The sequence below is a fragment of the Xenorhabdus thuongxuanensis genome (assembly GCF_001908095.1).
In the GTDB taxonomy this organism is placed as follows: domain Bacteria; phylum Pseudomonadota; class Gammaproteobacteria; order Enterobacterales; family Enterobacteriaceae; genus Xenorhabdus; species Xenorhabdus thuongxuanensis.
In genome coordinates this window covers 1-24,053 of sequence record NZ_MKGR01000022.1, presented here as the reverse complement: position 1 = coordinate 24,053, position 24,053 = coordinate 1, and the positions used below count along the sequence as shown (strand labels likewise).

At 42.5% G+C, this 24,053-nt stretch carries 22 protein-coding genes; 19 read left to right on the top strand and 3 right to left on the bottom strand.

From position 1 onward, the window contains the following. Positions 1-12: 12 nt before the first annotated feature. The 13 genes from Xentx_RS13710 to hemB all read left to right on the top strand — a co-directional run bounded on the left by Xentx_RS13710 (position 13) and on the right by hemB (position 13,040). A complete protein-coding gene (locus tag Xentx_RS13710; protein WP_074020789.1) occupies positions 13-1,392 on the top strand; it encodes a GntP family permease in 1,380 nt (459 codons plus the stop codon). Positions 1,393-1,664: 272 nt separating this feature from the next. Beyond that, positions 1,665-3,062: a GntP family permease gene (locus tag Xentx_RS13705; protein ID WP_074020788.1), complete on the top strand. Its 1,398-nt coding sequence runs from the start codon at positions 1,665-1,667 to the stop codon at positions 3,060-3,062. Positions 3,063-3,249: 187 nt separating this feature from the next. Beyond that, positions 3,250-4,005, top strand: coding sequence for a uridine phosphorylase (gene udp / locus Xentx_RS13700; protein ID WP_074020787.1), 756 nt, complete (start codon positions 3,250-3,252; stop codon positions 4,003-4,005). Between the two features lie 148 nt (positions 4,006-4,153). Continuing rightward, on the top strand, positions 4,154-4,936 hold the full coding sequence (locus Xentx_RS13695; protein ID WP_074020786.1) for a tyrosine-protein phosphatase: 783 nt from the start codon (positions 4,154-4,156) through the stop codon (positions 4,934-4,936). Positions 4,937-5,012: 76 nt separating this feature from the next. Then, positions 5,013-5,543 (top strand): DedA family protein, encoded by a 531-nt coding sequence (locus Xentx_RS13690; RefSeq protein ID WP_074020785.1) that lies wholly within the window; start codon positions 5,013-5,015, stop codon positions 5,541-5,543. Between the two features lie 205 nt (positions 5,544-5,748). Then, positions 5,749-7,104: a DNA recombination protein RmuC gene (gene rmuC / locus Xentx_RS13685; protein ID WP_074020784.1), complete on the top strand. Its 1,356-nt coding sequence runs from the start codon at positions 5,749-5,751 to the stop codon at positions 7,102-7,104. 75 nt (positions 7,105-7,179) lie between these two features. Beyond that, positions 7,180-7,935 carry a bifunctional demethylmenaquinone methyltransferase/2-methoxy-6-polyprenyl-1,4-benzoquinol methylase UbiE gene (gene ubiE, locus Xentx_RS13680; protein WP_074020783.1) on the top strand — a complete coding sequence of 252 codons (756 nt, stop codon included), beginning with the start codon at positions 7,180-7,182 and terminating at the stop codon, positions 7,933-7,935. Position 7,936: 1 nt separating this feature from the next. Further along, positions 7,937-8,605 (top strand): ubiquinone biosynthesis accessory factor UbiJ, encoded by a 669-nt coding sequence (locus Xentx_RS13675; RefSeq protein WP_074020782.1) that lies wholly within the window; start codon positions 7,937-7,939, stop codon positions 8,603-8,605. Further along, positions 8,592-10,229: a ubiquinone biosynthesis regulatory protein kinase UbiB gene (ubiB, locus tag Xentx_RS13670; protein ID WP_074020781.1), complete on the top strand. Its 1,638-nt coding sequence runs from the start codon at positions 8,592-8,594 to the stop codon at positions 10,227-10,229. Before Xentx_RS13675 ends, ubiB begins: the two co-directional genes overlap by 14 nt. A gap of 132 nt (positions 10,230-10,361) precedes the next feature. Beyond that, positions 10,362-10,628: a Sec-independent protein translocase subunit TatA gene (gene tatA, locus Xentx_RS13665; RefSeq protein WP_074020780.1), complete on the top strand. Its 267-nt coding sequence runs from the start codon at positions 10,362-10,364 to the stop codon at positions 10,626-10,628. A gap of 3 nt (positions 10,629-10,631) precedes the next feature. Further along, positions 10,632-11,114 carry a Sec-independent protein translocase protein TatB gene (tatB, locus tag Xentx_RS13660; protein ID WP_074020779.1) on the top strand — a complete coding sequence of 161 codons (483 nt, stop codon included), beginning with the start codon at positions 10,632-10,634 and terminating at the stop codon, positions 11,112-11,114. Positions 11,115-11,117: 3 nt separating this feature from the next. After that, complete coding sequence (tatC, locus tag Xentx_RS13655; protein ID WP_074020778.1) at positions 11,118-11,906, top strand: Sec-independent protein translocase subunit TatC; 789 nt, start codon at positions 11,118-11,120, stop codon at positions 11,904-11,906. A 117-nt stretch (positions 11,907-12,023) separates the two neighbouring features. Continuing rightward, the gene (gene hemB, locus Xentx_RS13650; RefSeq protein ID WP_074020777.1) at positions 12,024-13,040 is read left to right on the top strand and encodes a porphobilinogen synthase; all 1,017 of its coding nucleotides are present in this window, start codon (positions 12,024-12,026) and stop codon (positions 13,038-13,040) included. Positions 13,041-13,092: 52 nt separating this feature from the next. Here hemB and rfaH read toward each other — a convergent pair whose 3' ends face one another. Further along, positions 13,093-13,581 carry a transcription/translation regulatory transformer protein RfaH gene (rfaH, locus tag Xentx_RS13645; RefSeq protein WP_074020776.1) on the bottom strand — a complete coding sequence of 163 codons (489 nt, stop codon included), beginning with the start codon at positions 13,579-13,581 and terminating at the stop codon, positions 13,093-13,095. Between the two features lie 255 nt (positions 13,582-13,836). Here rfaH and ubiD point away from each other — a divergent pair, with 255 nt between their 5' ends. Further along, positions 13,837-15,309, top strand: a complete 1,473-nt coding sequence (gene ubiD, locus Xentx_RS13640) for a 4-hydroxy-3-polyprenylbenzoate decarboxylase (RefSeq protein WP_074020775.1) — start codon at positions 13,837-13,839, stop codon at positions 15,307-15,309. Between the two features lie 10 nt (positions 15,310-15,319). After that, complete coding sequence (gene fre, locus Xentx_RS13635) at positions 15,320-16,021, top strand: NAD(P)H-flavin reductase (RefSeq protein ID WP_074020774.1); 702 nt, start codon at positions 15,320-15,322, stop codon at positions 16,019-16,021. Between the two features lie 180 nt (positions 16,022-16,201). Here fre and fadA read toward each other — a convergent pair whose 3' ends face one another. Next, a complete protein-coding gene (gene fadA / locus Xentx_RS13630; protein WP_074020824.1) occupies positions 16,202-17,365 on the bottom strand; it encodes an acetyl-CoA C-acyltransferase FadA in 1,164 nt (387 codons plus the stop codon). Between the two features lie 11 nt (positions 17,366-17,376). Continuing rightward, the gene (gene fadB, locus Xentx_RS13625) at positions 17,377-19,563 is read right to left on the bottom strand and encodes a fatty acid oxidation complex subunit alpha FadB (protein ID WP_074020773.1); all 2,187 of its coding nucleotides are present in this window, start codon (positions 19,561-19,563) and stop codon (positions 17,377-17,379) included. 273 nt (positions 19,564-19,836) lie between these two features. On the opposite strand from fadB, the gene pepQ reads away from it, so the two are divergent. The 4 genes from pepQ to hemG are packed head-to-tail and all read left to right on the top strand — an operon-like array spanning position 19,837 to position 23,866. Beyond that, positions 19,837-21,171 carry a Xaa-Pro dipeptidase gene (gene pepQ, locus Xentx_RS13620; RefSeq protein ID WP_074020772.1) on the top strand — a complete coding sequence of 445 codons (1,335 nt, stop codon included), beginning with the start codon at positions 19,837-19,839 and terminating at the stop codon, positions 21,169-21,171. After that, positions 21,171-21,782 carry an IMPACT family protein gene (locus tag Xentx_RS13615; RefSeq protein WP_074020771.1) on the top strand — a complete coding sequence of 204 codons (612 nt, stop codon included), beginning with the start codon at positions 21,171-21,173 and terminating at the stop codon, positions 21,780-21,782. The genes pepQ and Xentx_RS13615 overlap by 1 nt, the downstream gene beginning before the upstream one ends. A 51-nt stretch (positions 21,783-21,833) precedes the next feature. Next, on the top strand, positions 21,834-23,285 hold the full coding sequence (gene trkH, locus Xentx_RS13610; protein WP_074020770.1) for a Trk system potassium transporter TrkH: 1,452 nt from the start codon (positions 21,834-21,836) through the stop codon (positions 23,283-23,285). A gap of 38 nt (positions 23,286-23,323) precedes the next feature. Beyond that, positions 23,324-23,866, top strand: a complete 543-nt coding sequence (gene hemG, locus Xentx_RS13605; protein ID WP_074020769.1) for a menaquinone-dependent protoporphyrinogen IX dehydrogenase — start codon at positions 23,324-23,326, stop codon at positions 23,864-23,866. Positions 23,867-24,053: the final 187 nt, after the last annotated feature.

The following is a 24,053-nucleotide window of genomic DNA, read 5'->3' as shown; positions in this document are numbered from 1 at the left end:
TGGAGCTTGATTATGACACTTTATATCCCACTAATTGGATTGGTTGTAGCTGTTTTTACTTTGATTTTTCTAGTTTTACGTACCCGAGTTCATGCAACGCTTGCTATGCTGATTTCAGCCATAATCGCTGGAATCACAGGTGGTTTGACAATTACTAACACTGTTGAAGTGATTACTAAAGGATTTGGATCAACATTAGGCAGTATCGGTATTGTGATTGGTTTGGGGATCATGATGGGGCGGATACTGGAATTTTCTGGTGCTGCTGAAAAAATTGCTTACAGTTTAATTAAGTGGTTAGGTAATAAGCGTGAGGAATGGGCGCTAGCAATTACTGGTTATATTGTCAGTGTTCCTATCTTTGTTGATACGGCTTTTGTGCTACTTTACCCTTTGGTTAAAGCATTGGTGAAGAAAGGAAAACGAAATATATTGACATTGGGGGTTGCATTGGCAGGGGGACTGGTAGTAACTCACCATGTTGTTCCACCAACTCCTGGACCACTTGGTGTAGCAGGGATCTTTGGCGTGGATATCGGCGCAATGATGTTGGTAGGTATTATACTGGCTATTCCATGTGTTATTTGTATCACTTTTTATGCAAAATGGCTGGCATTTAAATATCCAGAATATCAGTGTGTTGAGGAAAATCCTGAAGATCTGAAACAGATTCATCAACGTTACATGGAAGAAAAAATTAATAAACCGCTACCGAATTTGTTTCTTTCTCTCTTACCTATTGTTGTTCCGATTGTCCTGATCTTGATTAAAGCGATTAATAATGTGTTATTGCAACTTGACATATTTATTGAGAAAGAAAAACACTTGTATTTTCAATTTTTTGATTTTCTTGGTTCACCGATTATTGCTTTAGCAATAAGCGTATTACTGGCAACTTATACTCTAATGCCAAAAGTTAGCAAACATGAAGTTATTGAGCAACTAGAAACTGGATTACAAACAGTCGGGATTATTCTGTTGGTTACTGGTGCTGGTGGAGCATTAGGGGCAGTATTGCGCGAAAGTGGGGTAGGAACTTTTATAGCACAACAGATTGCTAGCCTACCAATAACCCCGATTTTAATCCCATTCATAATTGCTACATTAGTGAGATTGATTCAAGGTTCTGGTACAGTAGCAATGATAACAGCAGCTTCTATTTCAGCACCCGTAATCAGCCAAATACCCGGTATCAATATGCTACTAGCTGCCCAAGCTGCAACTATAGGGGCATTTTTTTTCAGTTATTTCAATGATAGTTTGTTTTGGGTTGTCAACCGGATGATGGGCGTTAAAAACGCAAAACAACAAATGATCGTCTGGTCAATACCGACAACAATTGCGTGGGGGATTGGATTATGTGGGGTGCTAGTTCTTAACTTTGTCATGTAAGTTATCATAATTCAGCCTTGTTCTGACAATTACCCATTTTACTCAGGTAATTGTCAGGCGATTTTCACTTTTCATCTCAACTATCCTCTCATTGTTACCGCCCTGATTCATAACAAATACACACTTTTCTTCTGACGCCATGCATTTTTGTGGATTGTTTTATAAAACAGATGCTATCTAAAATTTTCCTTGGAAAAATATCGAGTTCTGGTAGCGAAAAGCATAACAAATATGGCATGTTCCAATTTATCCATTTTTAATGAGGTTTTGTGATGGAGTTTTATATTCCAATTATTGGGTTGGGAGTGGCGGTATTTACGCTGGTTTTTCTGGTCTTGCGGACTCGCGTTCATGTCCTTATTGCTATGCTAATTGCGGCAATAATCGCTGGAATATCAGGCGGTTTGTCTATGAATAATATCGTTGAAGTGATCGCTAAAGGATTTGGTTCGACATTAGGCAACATCGGTATCGTGATTGGATTGGGATGCATGATGGGGAGGATATTAGAAATCTCGGGAGCAACAGAACAGATCGCTTATAGCTTGATTAAATGGTTGGGTAAAAGGCGCGAAGAGTGGGCTTTGGCGATTACCGGTTATATTGTCAGTATCCCCATATTTGTGAATTCGGCTTTTGTGATCCTCTATCCGCTGGTGAAAGCATTGGCGAAGAAGGGTAAACGCAATGTATTGTCCCTTGGGGTTGCTTTGGCGGGAGGGTTAGTGGTAACTCACCATATCGTTCCCCCAACACCAGGGCCGCTTGGTGTCGCCGGAATATTCGGGGTGAGTATCGGCCAAATGATGCTGGCTGGTATGATACTGGCGGTGCCCTGTGTCATTGGGATTACCTGCTATGCAAAGTGGTTGGAGATTAAATATCCTGAATATCAGCTTGATGATACAGAAGAAAATGCAGAAAATTTGCAACAAGCACATCAGCGTTATATGGATGAAAAAGAGCAAAAATCACTTCCAAGCCTATTTCTTTCTCTTTTACCTATCGTTGTGCCAATTGTCCTGATTTTTATTGGTGTAATTAATGGAATGATACTGAGAACTGATGAGTTTGCTGGTAAGGAGAACGCTTTCTATTTTCAGATTTTTGATTTTCTAGGATCACCCATTATTGCGTTAGCAATCAGTGTATTACTGGCGGTTTATACCTTAATGCCAAACGTCAGTAAGCATGAAGTGATTGAACATCTGGAAACAGGGTTAAAAACGGTAGGCATTATTTTGTTGGTGTCAGGAACGGGAGGAGCATTAGGCGCAGTGTTGAACGAAGGCTCAACAGGGACGATATTAGCGCATTATATTGCCAGCCTGCCTATAACACCTGTTCTGATTCCATTTATCATTGCAACGCTTATACGCATAATTCAAGGCTCTGGTACAGTGGCAATGATAACTGCGGCTTCTATTTCTGCGCCGGTTATAAAACAGATACCGGATGTTAATATGTTGGTAGCGGCTCAAGCTGCGATGATGGGTACACTGTTTTTCAGTTACTTCAATGATTGTTTTTTCTGGGTGGTTAACCGGATGATGGGCATTAAAAGTGCGAGGCAGCAGGTTATCGTCTGGTCGATTCCCACCACAATTGCATGGGGGATCGGATTGTGTGGTGTACTGCTTCTTAATCTTGTCATGTCACTTTTTATGTGATGGCTTATGTGAATAGTGATAGCGCTCTGTAGAGGGCGCCACCTTTTAAATGTGATAATTATCACAAATATATGTATGTGTTTCTTATTTAGATCAATTAAAGATGATTTAAATCACGAAAAAATGTCAGAGTAGTGACTAAATTTAGGTATTCATATTTTGAATCATGTCCGCTGAGGAGTCTGATATGTCTGATGTGTTTCACTTAGGTATCACCAAAAGCGACCTGCAAGGCGCAACTCTGGCGATTGTACCCGGCGATCCTAACCGTGTTGAGAAAATTGCGCGCCTGATGGATAACCCAGTACATTTGGCTTCCCACCGTGAATTTACAACCTGGCGTGCAGAAATCGACGGAAAGTCCGTGGTTGTCTGCTCTACAGGCATTGGCGGTCCTTCAACGTCGATTGCTGTAGAGGAATTGGCACAGTTGGGAGTACGTACTTTCCTGCGCATTGGAACAACTGGGGCAATTCAGGCACATATCAATGTAGGGGATGTATTAGTTACGACTGCCGCGGTTCGTCTGGATGGTGCCAGCTTGCACTTTGCCCCAATGGAGTTCCCTGCGGTTGCTGATTTTGAGTGCACAAATGCCTTGTATGAAGCAGCAAAAGCATCGGGTTCTGTTACCCATGTTGGCATTACTGCATCTTCCGATACCTTCTATCCAGGACAGGAACGTTACGATACTTATTCTGGCCGTGTCGTTCGTCGTTTCCAGGGTTCGATGAAAGAGTGGCAAGAAATGGGCGTAATGAACTTTGAAATGGAATCAGCAACATTGCTGACCATGTGTGCAAGTCAGGGGCTGCGTGCTGGTATGGTAGCGGGTGTGATTGTTAACCGTACCCAACAGGAAATCCCAGATGCTGAATTACTGAAGAAAACGGAAAGCAATGCGCTGGGGATAGTTGTGGAGGCTGCCCGTCGCCTGCTGTAATGCCTTTCATCGAGGGTCAGAACATTCTGACCCTATCGTTTGTGCGATCTTTTCTTCCCTTCATTTTAAAATTTGCTAATGTCATAGCATTTTGTACTAATAGATAGTTTGTTCTATTAACTATTTTTTAATCGCAACAAGAGTGACTATGACCACAACATTTCTATCTCATCCTTCACTACTTCCTTTGCATGGTGGCATTAATTTTCGTGATTTGGGTAATAAAACACTGAACAACGGCACCAGGATTAAACCTGGATTGTTATTTCGTTCTGGTTCACTGGACAGACTGACAGAAAACGATCAGGCTTTTTTAGTGGATCAAAACCTTTTGCAGATCATTGATTATCGTGATAACAGCGAAATTATGGATAAACCCGATCGAATATGGCATGGGGCGCATTATTACCATGCTCCTGCCAATCCTCTTTCCAAAGAAGTCGATGCTAATCTGGATAAGCTAGACAAGGAAATACTGGAGCAATTCGACGCGAAAACATTTATGTCTCGCTTATATGAATTGTTACCCATTAACAATCCAGCGTATAAGACGTTAGCGACATTATTGCTGCAACCAAAGAAAGGCGGCATTGTGCAACATTGCGCGGTTGGTAAAGACAGGACAGGAGTGGGCTCTGCACTGGTTTTATTCGCATTGGGTGCGGATCTGGATACGGTAATGGAAGATTATTTGTTGACCAATGTCACGTTAGCCCCATACCGAGACTATTTATTGGGTGAACACGCAAAAATGATGAATGAAAGTATGGTCGAAAAATTTGCCTATGTTTATTCAGTGAGGGAAGAGTTTTTACTGACCACACTCGATAGCATTAACCAGCATTATGGCAGTGTAGATATTTGGCTGGAAAAAGATATCGGACTCAATATCGCTGCGCGCGAAAAACTACAAGCTTATTTTCTTGAATAAAAATATCAGGTTAGCATTGGGTGGATTGTTCAGGGCTAACCTATAATATCCCATTGATAACACAGGAAAGATTAATGTGAGCCTGCATGAAATTATCGAACTGGTCATAAACTTCGTAAAAACCCATGAAATTTGGGCTATTCCCATCATTTTCTTATTGGCATTTGGTGAATCGTTGGCATTTATTTCCCTATTGTTACCAGCAACGATTATTTTGTTGGGATTAGGCGCATTGATTGGTGAAAGTGGGTTAACCTTCTGGCCAATATGGATAGCCGCAGCCGCCGGCGCTTTCTTTGGTGATTGGGTTTCTTACTGGTTTGGTTTCCATTACAAAGAAGATGTCGGCAAGATGTGGCCGCTTTCTCGCCATCCTCAAACTTTGGTTCGCGGACATCGTTTCTTTGACCGATGGGGAGTATGGGGCATTTTCATTGGGCGTTTTTTTGGTCCGTTGAGAGCTGTTGTACCTCTGGTGGCCGGAATTTGTGCCATGCCAAAACGTCATTTTCAGCTCGCTAACTTAGCTTCTGCATTGATTTGGGCATTCGGTATCTTAGCACCAGGAGCATTTGGCCTGCGTTGGTTGGCTGAATGGATGGGGTAAAGAGTGGATGGGGTAATTGCGAGCTGCTTTGCAAACTGAAAGAAAGCAATTAAATACTCTGGACATCTATACAGCATCTATTTAACTTACATTGAGGCGAGTGACTCAGAAAAGTTAACTGAAATTTATCGGTAATAGAGCCAATGAAGAATAGGGTTAACAAAGAATAGCGTTAGCAAAAAATAGTGTTAGCGAGGGTGTATAGGTGGATATCCAGTGGTTATACATGCTGATCGGTGGTTTAGGTGGATTGCTGGGCGGAGGGGTCTTCGTCTGGCTTTCTGTTCAGCAGAGAATCCAGCAAAAAGGGCAGGAACTGCGTGAATTATATAGCCAATTGGCTGTCAGCCATGAAAAGTTGGAACAATCCCACTATTGGCGTATTGAATGCGATCAACTAAACCAAAAGTTACTGGCTCAACGAGAAATTAATAGCGTGCAGGAAGCCGAGTTGCGAGAATTGAGCACGCGTCTTGAAGAAACCAGACTAGCTGCGGAGGAAAAGCAGCGTTTATTGATCAACAGTGAGCAGCGATTAAGTATCCAATTTGAAAATCTTGCCAATCGTATCTTTGAGCAGAATCAACGCCGTACCGATGAATATCATCGCCAAAATCTCAATAATCTTCTGATACCATTTCGTGAACAACTTGAGGGATTCCGCCGTCAGGTACAAGACAGTTTTGGGCAAGAAGCTCGTGAGCGCCATACCTTGGCTCATGAAATTCGTAATCTTCAGCAACTTAATGCACAAATGGCAAAAGAAGCCATCAATCTCACAAAGGCCCTGAAAGGAGACAATAAAATACAGGGAAATTGGGGAGAGATGGTATTGGCTCGGGTTTTGGAAGCTTCTGGCTTGCGTGAGGGATATGAATTCGATACACAAGTCAATATTAAGACTGAAAACAGCGAGCGTTTTCAACCTGATGTGATCGTACATCTGCCGCAGGGAAAAGATGTCATTATTGATGCAAAAATGTCTCTGGTTGCTTATGAACGTTATTTCAACAGTGATAGTGAAGAACAGCAGGTGCAAGCATTACAGGAACATATCAATTCCATCAGAGGACATATTCGCGGCTTGAGCAGAAAAGATTATCAACAATTACCCGGATTGCGATCACTGGATTATGTTTTGATGTTTATTCCTGTAGAACCTGCTTATTTGGTGGCACTCAATCAGGCACCAGAATTACTTGATGAAGCGTTGAAACATAATATTATGCTGGTTAGCCCATCAACTTTGCTGGTTGCTGTTCGTACTATCAATAACTTGTGGCGTTATGAATATCAAAGCCAAAATGCACGTCTGATTGCTGATAAAGCCGCCAGAATGTATGACAAAATGCGGTTGTTTGTGGATGATATGCAAGGATTGGGGCAAAGCCTTAATAAAGCACAGGCGAGTTACCATTTCGCAATGAAAAAGCTTGTTGAGGGCAGAGGCAACTTAATTAGTCAGGCCGAAGGATTTCGCGATTTAGGCGTGGATGTGAAGCGTCCTATTGATTCACAGTTGATTGATAAATCTTTCCAATCGTTGCAGGTGAATGAGTGAAGTCTGAATAGGGTTTTGTTGGAAAGGCTGGTACACTGGCTATAAATTTTTTTGAATAAAAAGCGGACAAATAACATGGCAGATCAATCAAAAGAAACCACTGATTTTGGTTTCCGCACCGTAGCCAAAGAACAAAAAAAAGAGATGGTGGCAGAGGTATTTCACTCTGTGGCCTCGAAATATGACTTAATGAATGATTTAATGTCATTTGGCATTCACCGTATCTGGAAACGTTTCACTATTGAGTCAAGTGGTGTTCGCCGTGGTCATAAGGTGCTTGATCTCGCTGGTGGGACAGGCGATCTAACCGCAAAATTCTCCCGAATGGTGGGGGAAAAAGGTCAGGTTGTTTTGGCGGATATCAATGACTCAATGTTGAAAGTTGGACGCGAAAAATTACGCGATATCGGTATCGTAGGCAATGTCAATTATGTTCAAGCCAATGCTGAAGAACTGCCTTTCCCAGATAACCATTTTGACTGTATTACCATTTCCTTTGGCTTGCGTAATGTTACGGATAAAGAAAAAGCGCTACGCTCCATGTATCGGGTACTTAAGCCAGGTGGACGTTTGTTGGTGCTGGAGTTTTCCAAACCTGTACTGGCACCATTAAGTAAGGTTTATGATGTTTATTCATTCCATATTCTGCCCCGAATTGGTCAGATGGTTGTGAAAGATGCGGACAGTTACCGTTATCTGACAGAATCCATCCGTATGCATCCTGATCAGGAAACCTTAAAAGGTATGATGGAAGATGCAGGCTTTGACCAGGTTTATTATACCAACATGACTGGTGGGATCGTTGCATTGCACAAAGGGTTCAAATTCTGAGATGGAAACATCCTTATCAAGCCATAGTATGAGTTCTGCGGTATCAAAGGATAAGGTGTTATTTCCGGTATTGACGGCCTTTCTGGAAACAACCCTGAATCACCTGTTATATCGTGAAGCTGTATTAAAACCTGTCCGCTTGAGACTGGCAGGTAAAATACTGTCCATTAAACTGAAAGAAATCGAAACACCCTTGATACTGATATTCAGTGAGAAACGAGTGGATGTTTTGAGCCAATGGTCAGAACCTGTGGATTGCTCGATGAAAGCAACGTTCCCTGCATTACTTAAGCTACAGGATCGTCAGTGCCTTTCAAGCTTGATTAACAGCGGTGAAATTATCATTGAAGGGGATATGCAGGTGATTCAACAATGGTCAGCTTTGCTGGATATGTCAGAGTGGGACCCTGCACATTACCTTTCCCCTTATGTTGGTGATATTGTCGCGGAAGGTATTACCCGGATGATGAAGAAAAGTTTTGAATTTGCCAGCAATACCATTGCAAGGAAGAAAACATATTTCACCGAATCATTGACGGAAGAATGGGAAATGGTTCCCAGTGCGTTGGAAGTGGCTTATTTCAGTGAAGAAGTTAATGCCGTTGCCAATCAGATGAACCAACTCGAAAAACGGTTGGCGGCACTGGAGGAAAAACATGACACCCAGTGAAATTAGACGACTTTACTTTATCATCCGAGTTTTTCTTTCTTACGGGTTGGATGAGCTTATCCCCAATATTCGCTTGACATGGCCGTTGCGTTTTGGGCGTTATTTCCTGTTTTGGATACCTAACAAGCATAAGGATAAACCTCTCGGCGAACGTTTGCGTTTAGCATTACAAGAACTCGGCCCCGTGTGGATCAAATTTGGCCAGATGCTCTCCACGCGTCGTGACCTATTCCCGCCTGCGATTGCAGATCAACTTTCGATGTTACAAGATCGGGTGGTTTCCTTTGATGGCACAGTGGCACGAAAATCGATTGAAACGGCTTTAGAGGGCTCGCTGGAAACATGGTTTGAGGATTTTGATCCACAACCACTGGCTTCCGCTTCTATCGCTCAGGTACATACTGCTCGGTTGAAAGAGAATGGTAGAGAAGTTGTCCTGAAGGTGATCCGCCCAGATATTCTGCCGGTAATTAAAGCTGACGTACGGTTAATGTATCGTTTGGCAAATTTGGTTCCCCTTTTACCAGAGGGTCGTCGTCTTCGTCCCCGTGAAGTTGTAAGAGAATATGAGAAAACCCTGCTTGATGAACTAAATTTATTGCGTGAAACTGCAAACGCAATTCAATTGCGGCGTAATTTTGAAGATAGTCCAATGCTCTATGTGCCGGAAGTCTATCCCGACTATTGCCGGGAAAATGTTTTGGTGATGGAGCGAATTTATGGCATTCCCGTGTCAGATGTTGCTGCTTTAAAGGCGCAGAACACCAATATGGAAGTATTGGCTGAACGTGGAGTTCAGGTATTCTTCACCCAAGTATTTCGCGACAGCTTTTTCCATGCGGATATGCATCCCGGTAATATTTTCGTCAGTTATGACAAACCGGAAGATCCTACTTATATCGGTATCGATTACGGTATTGTTGGCTCTTTGAATAAAGATGATAAACGCTATCTGGCTGAGAATTTCATTGCTTTCTTCAATCGTGATTATCGTCGGGTCGCTGAACTGCATGTTGATTCTGGCTGGGTGCCGGCAGATACCAATGTGGAAGATTTCGAATTTGCCATCCGTACCGTTTGTGAACCGATTTTTGAAAAACCACTGGCTGAAATCTCATTTGGGCATGTTCTGCTAAATCTTTTCAATACCGCTCGTCGTTTTAACATGACAGTGCAACCCCAGTTGGTTCTGCTGCAAAAAACGCTGTTGTATGTTGAAGGTTTGGGGCGCCAACTTTATCCTCAGCTTGATCTGTGGAAAACAGCAAAACCTTTTCTGGAAGATTGGCTACATGATCAGGTTGGGCTTCCCGCTATTGTGCGTGCCTTTAAAGAAAAGGCACCTTATTGGGCGGAAAAGTTACCAGAGCTTCCAGAGCTGGTATATGGCACTCTCCAGCAGCATCGACGTTTGCAGAGCAGCATTGATCAGATATCGCAACAATTCAGGGATCAACAACTCAGGCAGCGCAAATCTCTTTATTTATTGGGGATAGGTGCAACTCTCTTTATCTGTGGTAGTTTGTTTCTCATCATAGATCAGAAACATCTGGCGTGGGGGATGATAGGTATCGGAATTGCATCATGGGGATTAGGCTGGCGTCATTTAAGCAAGCATCAATAATTCAGTAATGATGGAGATTAAATCAAGGTAATTTTACCACGATCCTTGTATGATTGCGTTATTTTTGAACATCGGGTTCGTCGTTTATAATTAAATCACTAGTAATATTCTGATGAATAGAGGTAGGTCAGTATGGGTGGTATAAGTATTTGGCAATTGCTCATCATAGCTGTCATTGTTGTACTGATATTTGGTACTAATAAGCTTCGTACATTGGGTTCAGACTTGGGTGAATCAATAAAGGGCTTTAAAAAGGCAATGAATGATGATGAAAAACCACAGCAGCCGGAAAAAATGAGCCAGGATGCTGAGTTCGAAACAAGAAATCTCACTGAAAAGTCCATGGCTGCACAATCTGAACATTCAGAGAATAAAAGTAAAGACAAAGAGCAGGTATAAACCGTGTTTGACATTGGTTTTAGTGAACTACTGTTAGTGATGATCATTGGCTTGGTTGTTCTGGGGCCGGAACGTCTGCCTGTTGCAGTAAAAACAGTGGCTGGCTGGATTCGGACATTGCGCTCTCTGGCGGCTAATGTCCAGAATGAGCTTGCCCAGGAACTGAAATTGCAAGAGCTTCAGGATACTCTGAAGAAAATGGAAGAAAAAGCCGATCTGCAATCACTTTCGCCAGAATTGAAAGCATCAATGGAGGAGCTAAAGCAAGCGGCTGAATCATTGAAAAATACCTATCAGTTGAAACCGGATGAAATGAGAGAGTTAGAGGAAGACGAAACGCATTTTCATTCTTCTGAGTCCCAATCGGTTGCAAGGCACTCGAATTCAGAACAGGTCAGTGCAGAACCAGTCATTGCAGAGCAACCGAGCACAAGACCAGAGCAGCAGAAAAAAAAATCTCTTGAACAAGCAAATGGCGAACACTGAAACATGTCTGTGGATAATACCCAACCTCTTATCAGTCACTTGATTGAACTACGTAAGCGGATTTTAAATAGCCTAATTACTGTGCTGATAGTGTTTCTGGCATTAGTTTATTTTTCCAATGATATTTATCGGCTTATTGCAGCGCCCTTAATGGAACAATTACCTAAAGGCGCTAATATGATTGCAACAGATGTTGCGTCACCTTTTTTTACACCAATTAAACTGACCATTATGGTGTCTATCTTTGTTTCGGCACCGATGATCCTTTATCAAGTATGGGCATTTATTGCACCGGCACTGTATAAGCACGAACGCCGTTTGATTATGCCCCTGCTGTTTTCCAGTAGCATATTGTTTTATCTGGGAATGGCATTCGCATATTTTGTTGTTTTTCCCATTGCGTTTGGTTTCTTTATCAATACCGTGCCCACAGGGGTTGTTATCTCGACGGATATCAGTAACTACCTAAGCTTTGTCATGGCGCTGTTTATGGCTTTTGGCGTTTCATTTGAAATACCTATTGCCATTATTTTGTTGTGTTGGAGTGGAGTAGTGACGCCAGAATCACTAAAAAGAAAACGTCCTTATATTTTAGTTGGGGCGTTTGTGGTTGGTATGTTGTTAACACCACCTGATGTTTTCTCACAGACTCTGTTAGCGGTTCCCATGTATTTATTATTTGAACTGGGAATTTTGCTTTCGCAGTTCTATGTTGGCAAATGGGGACGCCGTAATTTAATCAATCCAGAAGATAAATCAGACAGTGATATTGGCGACAATTTTAAAAAATAATCTGACGCCGAGCATTCATAATTATCGCGAACTAATTGATGGTGTTAACATCATTATTATGAAGTGATGACTATTAACCCAGCGCTTTGTCGCTGGGTTTTACATTAGGAGAACAATATGAGCTATGTATTTCCGGGGGCATTTCCCGGTCGTCGTATGCGCCGTATGCGCCGTCATGATTTTTCCCGCCGCTTATTTGCTGAAAATCAACTTACTGTTAATGATCTGATTTATCCTGTATTTGTTATGGAAGGAACGAATCAGCGTCAGGAAGTGTCTTCAATGCCAGGAGTGTATCGTCTGACAATCGATCTTTTGCTGAAAGAAGCAGAAGAGATTGCCCGACTGGGTATTCCTGTTTTGTCTCTGTTTCCAGCCATTGAAGCAGACAAGAAATCGTTGGATGCGAAAGAAGCCTATAATCCAAACGGCTTGATTCAGCGTTCTGTTCGCGCCCTGAAAGATGCTGTGCCTGAACTGGGCCTTTTGACGGATGTGGCACTCGATCCATTTACTACTCACGGGCAGGATGGTGTTATTGATCAGGATGGTTATGTTATCAATGACATTACCAGAGATATTTTGGTTAAGCAGGCATTGTCCCATGCAGAGGCTGGTGCTGAGATTGTCGCGCCAAGCGATATGATGGATGGCCGTATTGGTGCTATTCGCAAGCAGCTTGAAATGGATAATTATATCAATACCCAAATTATGGCTTATTCTGCCAAATATGCCTCTTGTTACTATGGGCCATTTAGGGATGCGATTGGTTCCAGCGGTAACTTGAAAGGTGGTAATAAGATGACTTATCAAATGGATCCGGCAAACAGTGATGAAGCGTTGCAGGAAATTGCACAGGACTTGCAAGAAGGTGCTGATAGCGTCATGGTTAAACCGGGTATGCCGTATTTGGACGTGATCCGCCGGGTGAAAGATACTTTCGGTGTGCCGACATTTGCTTATCAAGTTTCTGGTGAATATGCTATGCATGTGGCGGCTATTCAAAATGGTTGGTTAAAAGAGCAGCCAGCAATTATGGAATCACTATTGTGCTTCAAAAGGGCGGGAGCAGATGGTGTTTTGACCTATTTTGCCAAGCGTGTAGCGCAGTGGCTGCATGAACAAAAATCCTGATTACTGTAATCGCTTGAATATATAAAGACGGGCAACTTTGCCCGTTTTCTGATTAAACTTTGATGAAATGTTTATTATCTAAAACTTTAGAAACTTCTTTATTGAGAATATTCAGCAAGAGAATGGAACGGGTTTCCCCATTTGGCTCGTTATAAATTGCTTGAATGCCTTCGAAAATTCCCTCAGTGATCAAGACAGTATCACCAGTAATTGGGGTTTCAGGTGCAATATATTCTTGCTCGGTAACAGACATTAATTCATCAATTAACGTCTGTGGAACAATGGTAGGATAAGTGCTGAACCGAACGAAATGATTTACACCACGTGTTGAGTTAATAGTAGTGGTATGAATAAGTTCAGGATCAAAGTGAACAAACAGGTAATTGGGAAACAGTGGTTCAGTAACCGTGGTTCGTTTACCTCGAATGATTTTTTCAATTTTGGCTGTAGGTGTTAAGCAAATTACGTCCTGTCGCTCTAAGTTCTCTATTGCCCGAGATATTTGCCCACGTTTACAGTAAAGAAGATACCAATTTCCCATAATATTTCGACTCCATTGCGTAGAATGTCTAGCATAACAAAACCAGTGCTAAAGGGTCATCAGTAAAAATAGACGTTATTTAAAGTGTAAGTCGTATTTTTTTATATTCTACCGTACTTATTTTCAGTAAAAGTCCATATATTAGTTATTGCACTAAATCCATTGTTTTTTAGCAGGTTATGAGTTTTCCTTGTAACCCTCATGGGAGGGATTATAATGGCTTTCCCTCCTTGAAAATCGGCACGAATGAACAATATGAAATATCGCGATCTAAGAGACTTTCTTTCCTTGTTGGAACAATCGGGTGAATTAAAACGAATTCGTATGGAAGTTGACCCATACCTGGAAATGACTGAAATCGCAGATCGTACTCTTCGTGCCGGTGGCCCTGCTCTATTATTTGAAAATCCTAAGGGATATTCGATGCCTGTGTTGTGCAATTTGTTTGGGACACCTAAGCGCGTTGCCATGGGAATGGGGCAGCATGATGTTAAGGCACTGCATGATGTTGGGAAGCTATTGGCTTTCCTTAAAGAGCCTGAGCCACCAAAAGGCTTCCGTGATTTGGTCGATAAGTTGCCTAAATTCAAACAAGTTTTGAATATGCCAACCAAACGCCTTAGCTCTGCGCCTTGTCAGGAACAGATTTGGGCAGGAGATGAGGTGGATCTGACCCGTATTCCAGTCATGCATTGTTGGCCGGAAGATGCCGCTCCCCTGATTACCTGGGGATTGACGGTGACTAAGGGGCCTAATAAAGAGCGCCAAAACTTAGGTATCTACCGTCAACAGGTATTGGGAAAAAACAAACTGATTATGCGTTGGTTATCACATCGTGGTGGTGCGCTTGATTTTCAGGAATGGTGTCAGTCTCATCCGGGGGAACGTTTCCCTGTATCCGTTGCGTTGGGTGCCGATCCTGCCACGATATTGGGGGCGGTCACCCCAATTCCTGATACCTTGTCTGAATATGCGTTTGCGGGATTATTGCGTGGGTATAAAACGGAAGTCGTCAAATGTATATCCAATGATCTGGAAGTGCCTGCCAGCGCTGAAATTATCCTTGAAGGCTATATTGATCCTGACGAAATGGCACCAGAAGGGCCATATGGTGATCATACCGGCTATTACAATGAAGTAGATATGTTTCCAGTATTTACGATTACCCATATTACCCAACGTCGTGATGCTATCTATCATTCTACTTACACTGGGCGTCCGCCGGATGAACCTGCGGTGCTAGGGGTTGCGTTGAATGAAGTCTTGGTGCCAATATTACAAAAACAATTTCCTGAAATTGTGGATTTTTACTTGCCGCCAGAGGGCTGCTCTTATCGACTCGCGGTCGTTACAATGAAAAAACAGTATGCAGGCCATGCCAAGCGAGTAATGATGGGAGTTTGGTCATATCTGAGACAATTTATGTACACAAAATTTGTTATCGTTTGTGATGATGATATCAATGCGCGAGATTGGAATGATGTTATCTGGGCGATAACAACGCGAATGGACCCGCAGAGAGATACTGTTTTAATGGAAAATACACCCATTGACTATCTCGATTTTGCATCGCCTGTTTCTGGGTTAGGCTCAAAAATGGGATTAGATGCAACGAATAAATGGCCAGGAGAGACACAAAGGGAATGGGGGCGCCCGATAGTGATGAGCGATGAGATTCGGGCTCGTGTCGATGAAATTTGGGATCAATTAGATATTTTGAAGCGATAAGAGGGAACGCATGACAATATTAAGCTGTAAAGTAACATCGGTTGACTCCATTACAGATACAGTTTATCGGGTTCGTTTATTACCTGATTCGCCTTTTTCTTTCCGTGCAGGACAATATTTAATGGTGATTATGGATGAAAGGGATAAGCGTCCTTTCTCCATGGCATCGCCGCCATCAGAAAAACAGATAATTGAGTTGCATATTGGTGCTTCTGAGCTAAATCTCTATGCGATGGCAGTAATGGATAGGATTCTGGACCAGAAAGTTATTGATATTGATATTCCGTATGGTCAGGCATGGTTTCGTGAAGACAGCGAAAACCCGATGTTATTGATTGCCGGTGGAACGGGATTCTCATATACGCGTTCTATCTTACTGGCTGCATTGGAAAAAAATCCTAATCGTGAAATTTCCATCTATTGGGGAGGACGAGAATTGCAACACCTTTATGATTTGGGGGCGCTGCAATCATTGAGTGAGTACTATCCTAATTTGACTGTTGTTCCTGTGGTTGAACAAGTTGATGAGTACTGGCTCGGAAGAACGGGCACAGTTCTGAGTGCGGTTTTGGAAGATTTCGGCAGTCTGGCAAACCATGATATCTACATTGCTGGTCGCTTTGAGATGGCTAAAATTGCTCGTGAGCGGTTCTGTAGTGAACGTGATGCATCCATAGAGCACATGTATGGGGATGCATTTGAGTTTATTTGAGCCATTTGCCGATAAAAAATAAGACGACAAAAATAAAAAAACCCGCCCCTGACAGGCGGGGAAACTACGGCAACAACGTACTAGAGTGATGCAATAGATAAGACAGACAAGGGAAAACGTTAATTTTTAAAAGCCATAAATTTCAATCATCAGCTATGTTTTATAGCCAAGTTTTCATGGCTATACTCTTTCAATAATCGTGGCTATACCTTGGCCTAACCCGATGCACATGGTTGATAACCCGAACTGAACGTCTTTACGTTCCATCAAGTTAAGCAGGGTAGTCGTAATGCGAGTACCAGAGCATCCCAATGGATGACCGAGAGCAATAGCGCCACCATTCAGATTTATTCTGTCATCCATACTATCCAGCAGATTCAACCCTTTTATGCAAGCCAAGGATTGTGCAGCGAATGCTTCGTTTAGTTCCATGACGCCAATATCCGCAAGACTTAATCCAGCTTTTTTCAAAGCCATTTGTGTTGCAGGCACAGGCCCATAACCCATGATAGAAGGATCACAACCAACAACTGCCGTTGAACGGATACGAGCACGAGGTTTTAATCCTAACTCTTTAGCTTTGCTTTCGCTCATGATCAGCATGGCAGAGGCGCCATCGGAAAGTGCTGATGAGTTACCCGCTGTCACACTGCCAGTGACTGGATCAAAAACAGGACGCAGGGCAGCCAAATCTTTTAGGTTAGTTTCTGGACGGATTACTTCATCAAAATCGACGAGTTTCATACTCCCATTAGCATCATGCCCATATATGGGGACAATTTCACTGGTAAAGGCCTTGGATTCAGTCGCTTCCGCTGCACGTCGATGAGAACGTAGGGCAAACTCATCTTGCATTGAGCGACTAATATTGTGCATTTTAGCCAGCATTTCTGCTGTTAATCCCATAATACCCGCTGCCTTGGCAACGTTACGGCTTAATTTGGAATGAAAATCGACACCGTGTGTCATGGGAACATGCCCCATATGTTCAACACCGCCGACCATAACAATATTGGCATCACCAGTCATAATCATGCGGGCACCATCGTGCAGGGATTGCATTGAAGAACCGCAGAGGCGGTTAACGGTTACCGCGGGGACTGAATGAGGAATACCTGCCAGTAAGGCAGAGTTACGGGCAATATTGAACCCTTGTTCCAGCGTTTGTTGCACGCATCCCCAAGAGATATCATCAATATCTTCAGGCTTAACGGCAGGATTGCGCTTGAGTATTGACTTCATCAGATGTGCGGAGAGATCTTCGGCACGGACCTGACGGAATACACCACCTTTTGAGCGCCCCATTGGGGTACGGATACCATCAATAATAACTACGTTTTCCATGTTTTCAGACCTCACGCTTTTTCACCTGGATTAACAGCAATTTCTGCTGGTGCAGGGTAGTAACTTTCATTGCCTTCGGATTTTACTTTCAGGCCAGCAGGGATGTGATAGAGTGCGCCCAAGTGAGCATAGCTTTCTGCCATTTTCACGTAGGCTGTGGTTCCCATGGTATCCAGGTAACGGAAAACACCACCGTGGAATGGAGGGAAACCCAGGCCATATACCAGTGCCATATCTGCTTCTGCTGGGCTGGCAATGACACCTTCTTCTAAGCAGCGAACAACTTCGTTAATCATTGGGATCATGGTCCTGGCAATGATCTCTTCGCCTGAGAAAGTATGTTTCGGTTTGCTAATGTTTGCCAGTAACTGATCGGTAGTATCATCCAGCTCTTTTTTCGGTTTGCCTTTTTTATCTTGGGTATATTTATAGAAACCAACGCCATTTTTCTGACCATAACGTTGATTTTCAAATAGCACATCAATGGCATCCCGATAATCGCGGCTCATGCGGTCAGGAAAACCCTGAGCCATGACAGCTTGTGCATGGTGAGCGGTGTCAATACCGACAACATCAATGAGATAAGCAGGGCCCATTGGCCAACCAAATTCTTTTTCCATGATTTTGTCGATTTGGCGGAAATCACCACCATCACGCAGCAACATGCCAAAACCCGCCAGATAAGGGAACAATACGCGGTTTACAAAGAAACCAGGGCAGTCGTTAACGACAATCGGTGTTTTACCCATTTTACTGGCATAGGCGACAACGCTTGCAATAGTCTTTTCTGACGTTTTTTCGCCGCGAATGATTTCAACTAACGGCATACGATGTACTGGGTTGAAGAAATGCATACCACAGAAGTTTTCCGGGCGTTTTAACGATTTTGCTAATTCAGTGATTGGGATTGTGGAGGTATTAGAAGCCAGAATGCAGTCATTGCTGATATGTGATTCTGTTTCTGCCAGAACCGCAGCTTTAATCTTGGGATTTTCAACTACAGCTTCAACAACAAGTTGGGTTTGCTCAATACCAGCATAATTCAGGGTTGGATGAATGGATGCCAGAATTTTAGCCATCTTCATGGCATCTAAGCGTCCACGTTCAAATTGTTTATTTAGCAATTTGGCTGCTTCATTGATACCTAAATCCAGCGCTTTTTGATTGATATCTTTCATCAAGACAGGAATACCCTTGCGCGCTGATTGATAGGCAATACCTCCACCCATGATCCCAGCACCCAGTACAGCCGCATGTTCAGGGGTTGTGACAGTTTGCAGGTATTTTTTCGCCAGCCCTTTAACATATTGCTCATTCAGGAAGATGCCGACTAAAGCACGGGCGACAGAGGTGTGTGCTAATGATACAAAACTGGTGGATTCTAGTTTTAAGGCTTCATCACGACCTAGTGTAGCCGCTTTTTCAATGGTTTTTACCGCAGTGATTGGTGCCGGATAATGAGGGCCAGCAACCTTCATTACCATACCTTTTGCTACGGTGAAACTCATGGTACGCTCGATCTCATTGAGAGTCAGAGGCATTAGTTTAGGCTGACGGGCGGCTTGCCAATCCAAGTCTCCTCGAATAGCTTGTTCCAGAACTGAAACGGCAGAATCAACCAGTTTTTCGGCAGAAACTACGGCATCAACCAAGCCATTTTTCAGCGCTTCTTCAGCACCAATATCTTTTCCTGCGGAAATAATTTCGAGAGCATTGTCTGTACCAATCAAGCGTGGCAGGCGAACAGAACCACCAAATCCCGGCATAATGCCCAGTTTAGTTTCTGGTAATCCGATACGAAGATCTGGGGATGCGATACGAAAATCTGTTGAAAGTACCAATTCACATCCACCGCCAAGGGCGTAGCCATTGATAACAGAGATAGTCGGAACAGGGAGATCTTCTATGCGGTTAAAGATATTGTTGGCAAGATCCAGCAATTCGTGCAGTTTTTCTGCTGGCGCACTGAATAACGATAAAAATTCTGTAATGTCTGCGCCAACAATAAAGGCTTGCTTTTCAGAGCGTAGCATCAACCCTTTTAAATTAGTCTCTTGCTCAAGGGTGGAAACGGCTTTATCCAGTGAAGTAACCGTTTTTGTATCTAATTTGTTAATTGCAGCCGGTGCATTGAAAATGAGTTCAGCAATGCCATCTTTCAGCCATTTTACTTGAATAGTTTCACTTAGGTAGAGCATGTCATTCTCCTCAATGAGTGCATACCATCTGGTATGACCAGATGAGGTTGATTGTGATTACTGTGTTAATTTAATGCAAACCGATGATTAATTTTTTGTAGGGCGGATCACAGGTAAGATTTATGGCAGGGAGCAATATATTTAGTTAGTGTTTTGAAAAATATAAATATATTAGCTTAATTTTAGAAAGAGGGTTTTTCACGTGATAGCTCCTCCCATAATGAATTGTGATAATATTTAAGCTCCTGCCAAAAAATCAAAAGGCTAATTAAGATGGAAAAGTTGGCATCTCTGTACCAAGAACATATTAAAACCTTACAAAAACGTGCCCGAGAAATCTTAGAACGAACTCAGCTTGACGCCTTGCTTATTCACTCAGGTGAATCATTACGGGTTTTTCTCGATGACAGCCATTATCCGTTTAAGGTCAATGCACACTTTAAGGCTTGGGTACCTGTGACCAAAGTGCCTAATTGCTGGTTGTGGATTGATGGAGTCAATAAACCTAAGCTCTGGTTTTATTCACCTGTAGATTACTGGCATAGCATAGATCCCTTGCCCAATGGCTATTGGACTGACGAAATAGAAATGATTCATTTGGCAACTGCTGAAGATATCAACACAAAACTGAATGGATTAGCAAAACAGAATGCAGCTTATATTGGTGAACAAACTGAATGTGCTAAATCTTTGGGTATTCTTGATCACAATATCAACCCAAAAGCTGTTTTGGATTATTTGAATTATCATCGTTCATACAAAACAGATTACGAATTGATTTGTATGCGTGAAGCCCAGAAAACCGCCGTCAATGGTCATCTGGCAGCCTATGATGCATTTTTGTCTGGTGTGAGCGAATTTGAAATCAATATGTTCTATTTGATGGCAACCGGACACCGTGATACCGATGTTCCTTATGATAATATTGTTGCCTTGAATGAAAATACGGCTGTTTTGCACTATAACAAATTACAGCAGAGGGTTCCTTCGGAAATACGCAGTTTCTTGATTGATGCTGGAGCGGAATATCATGGTTATGCAGCGGATATTACTAGAACCTATGCAGCAAAACCTAATAACGATTTCGCTTCACTGATAAAGGATCTGAATGAAGAACAGCAGGCGATCATCGGCACAATTAAAACGGGAGTTCGGTATACTGATTACCATGTTAATATGCATAAACGCATAGCCAGGATATTGAAAAAACATGATATTGTTCATGGAATCAGTGAAGAAGGTATGGTTGAGACAGGATTGACGACACCATTTTTCCCACACGGACTCGGTCATCCTCTGGGGTTGCAGGTGCATGATGCTGCTGGGTTTATGCAAGATGATAGAGGGGCTCATCTGGCAGCCCCAGAGATGCATCCTTATTTGCGCTGTACCCGTATTCTGGAGCCAAGAATGGTTTTGACCATTGAACCTGGGATCTATTTCATTGAAACTTTATTAGCGCAGTGGCGTGAAAGCGAATATCGCCAACATTTCGATTGGAAAAAAATCGATATGTTGAAAACTTATGGTGGTATTCGTATTGAAGATAACATCGTTATTCACGATGGAAAAATTGAAAATATGACCAGAGAATTACAATTATCGTAATGAAGCCTTATTTAATTCCAGCGGCTTCAGTCAGCTTTACTGAAGAAATAAAAAAGAGTCGTTTCATTACCCTGCTGGAGCACACCAGCGGGGTGGACGAAGCTAAGTTATTTATCCAAAGCATCAAAGAGCAATATCCAGATGCTCGGCATCATTGCTGGGCTTTTGTGGCAGGTGCGCCGGATGATTCCCAAAAGTTAGGATTTTCTGATGATGGCGAGCCTACTGGAACCGCTGGCAAGCCAATGATTGCTCAGTTAATAGGAAGTGGTCTGGGGGAAATTACCGCTGTATCTGTTCGCTATTTTGGTGGCATAAAACTTGGTACGGGTGGTTTAGTAAAAGCCTATGGCAATGGTGTACAGCAAGCTTTGAAGTTGTTGCAAACCGAATACAAAGTACCGCAGAAGTTATACCAGTTACAGTGTGAGTATGCACATATTTCAATGGTAGAACAGTTGTTACATCAATTCTCTGGGCAAGTGATCGCCAGTGATTATGCTGAAAATATTACGTTACAAGTCTCGTTGCCAACTGCGCTTGTTGGTGAGATAGGTGATAAATTACGGGACTTGAGCCGTGGTGCTTTATTTTTAACGCCAAGTTCTTAACACCAAAATCATAATTATTTCTTCATACCGGATTTCTAAGGAACCAGCCGAATGCATTTTCGTGCCATAACCCGTATTGTTGGACTACTTGTCATTCTTTTCTCTGTCACAATGATTATTCCGGGATTGGTAGCATTGATCTATCGAGATGGCGCAGGCAGGGCATTCAGCCAGACATTCATCTTTGCTCTCGTCATTGGTTTAATGTTATGGATACCTAATCGTGAACAAAAATCTGAACTCAAGCCGAAAGAGGGCTTTTTGATTGTTGTCCTATTTTGGACTGTGTTGGGAAGTGTGGGGGCATTGCCATTTATTTTCTCTGAAAAACCCAATCTTTCAGTCACAGATGCCTTTTTTGAATCATTTTCTGGCTTGACGACAACTGGGGCGACGACGCTTGTTGGCCTTGATTCCCTTCCCAAGGCTATTTTGTTCTATCGACAAATGTTGCAATGGTTAGGCGGCATGGGAATTATCGTTCTGGCTGTGGCGATCTTACCTTTGCTTGGTGTTGGGGGAATGCAGCTTTATCGTGCAGAAATGCCGGGGCCGTTGAAAGACAATAAAATGCGTCCTCGTATTGCAGAAACGGCAAAAACGCTTTGGCTGATTTATGTCTTGTTAACAATTGCCTGTGCGCTGGCATTGTGGGCCGCGGGAATGTCGGTATTCGATGCAATTTCTCATAGCTTTTCTACCATCGCTATTGGTGGGTTTTCTACCCATGATGCTAGTATCGGTTTTTTCAATAGCCCGGCCATTAACACGATTATTGCCATTTTCTTATTGATTTCGGGCTGTAATTTTGGTTTGCATTTTGCAGTTCTTTCTGGACGAAGCTTGAAAGTGTACTGGCGTGATCCAGAATTTCGGATGTTCATTACTATTCAGTTGTCACTATTGGCAATCTGTATGTTGATATTATGGCAACATTCCGTTTATGAATCAGAATGGGAATCTTTGAATCATGCTTTTTTTCAAGTTGTCTCTATGGCGACAACGGCGGGGTTTACAACGGATTCTTTTGCCAATTGGCCCCTGTTTTTGCCTTTTTTGCTGTTATGTTCTGCCTTTATAGGGGGATGTGCGGGTTCGACGGGTGGTGGTCTCAAAGTTATCCGTATTTTGTTGCTATTCCTGCAAGGATCTCGTGAATTAAAGCGGTTAGTACACCCGAATGCGGTATATACCATTAAATTGGGACGACGAGCATTACCGGAACGAATTATTGAAGCAGTATGGGGTTTTTTCTCTGCTTACGCATTGGTTTTTGTCGTTAGTATGTTGTTATTGATCGCAACAGGGGTTGATGAATTTTCTGCTTTTTCTGCCATCGCCGCAACATTGAATAACTTGGGGCCAGGATTGGGAGTCGTTGCTGACAACTTTACAACTATGAACCCTGCGGCTAAATGGATATTGGTTGTCACTATGTTATTTGGACGTTTGGAAGTGTTCACATTATTGGTGCTATTTACCCCTACATTTTGGCGTGAATAGTGTTTATATGTGATCCTCTGTTTAATAAGGACGTATTTATGCGTTATTTGTTGCTCTATTCTACCCAAGATGGGCAGACCAAAAAAATTATTACCCGTATTGCAGAGAACCTCCGTCGTGCTGGTATTAAATGTGAGTTAAGAGATCTTTCTACAGTGAAACAAATCAATTTGACGCCTTACCAAAAAGTAATGGTAGGGGCGTCGATACGTTATGGTCGTTTCAATTCTGTATTGCATGATTTTGTCATCCGCCATCAAAAACAATTGAACCAAATGCCAACGGCTTTCTTTGGTGTCAATTTAACGGCGAGGAACCCAGAAAAAAGAACACCAGAAACGAACGCTTATGTACGTAAGTTTTTAATAAAGAGTCCGTGGCAACCTGATTTATGCGGAGTTTTCGCGGGAGCGCTACTTTATCCACGTTATCGTTGGTTGGATCGCATCATGATTCAGTTCATTATGCGAATAACCGGAGGAGAAACAGATACTACAAAAGAAGTTGAATACACTGATTGGGAACAGGTAGATCATTTTTCTGAAAAATTTTTGCAAATATCGTGTGATAAAACGCTTTAAAAACAGTCTTTCTGCTGGTTATTACCTCGTTTTGAGGAAAAAAAACACGAACAGAAAAAAAATTAAAAAAAACTATTGTCAGAACCATAAAACTCCCTATAATGCGCTTCCGTTGTCACGACAAACACACAAACCTGTCGGGATGACAACGTGAAAGGCCCTGAAAAATAAGGCTTGACACAATAAG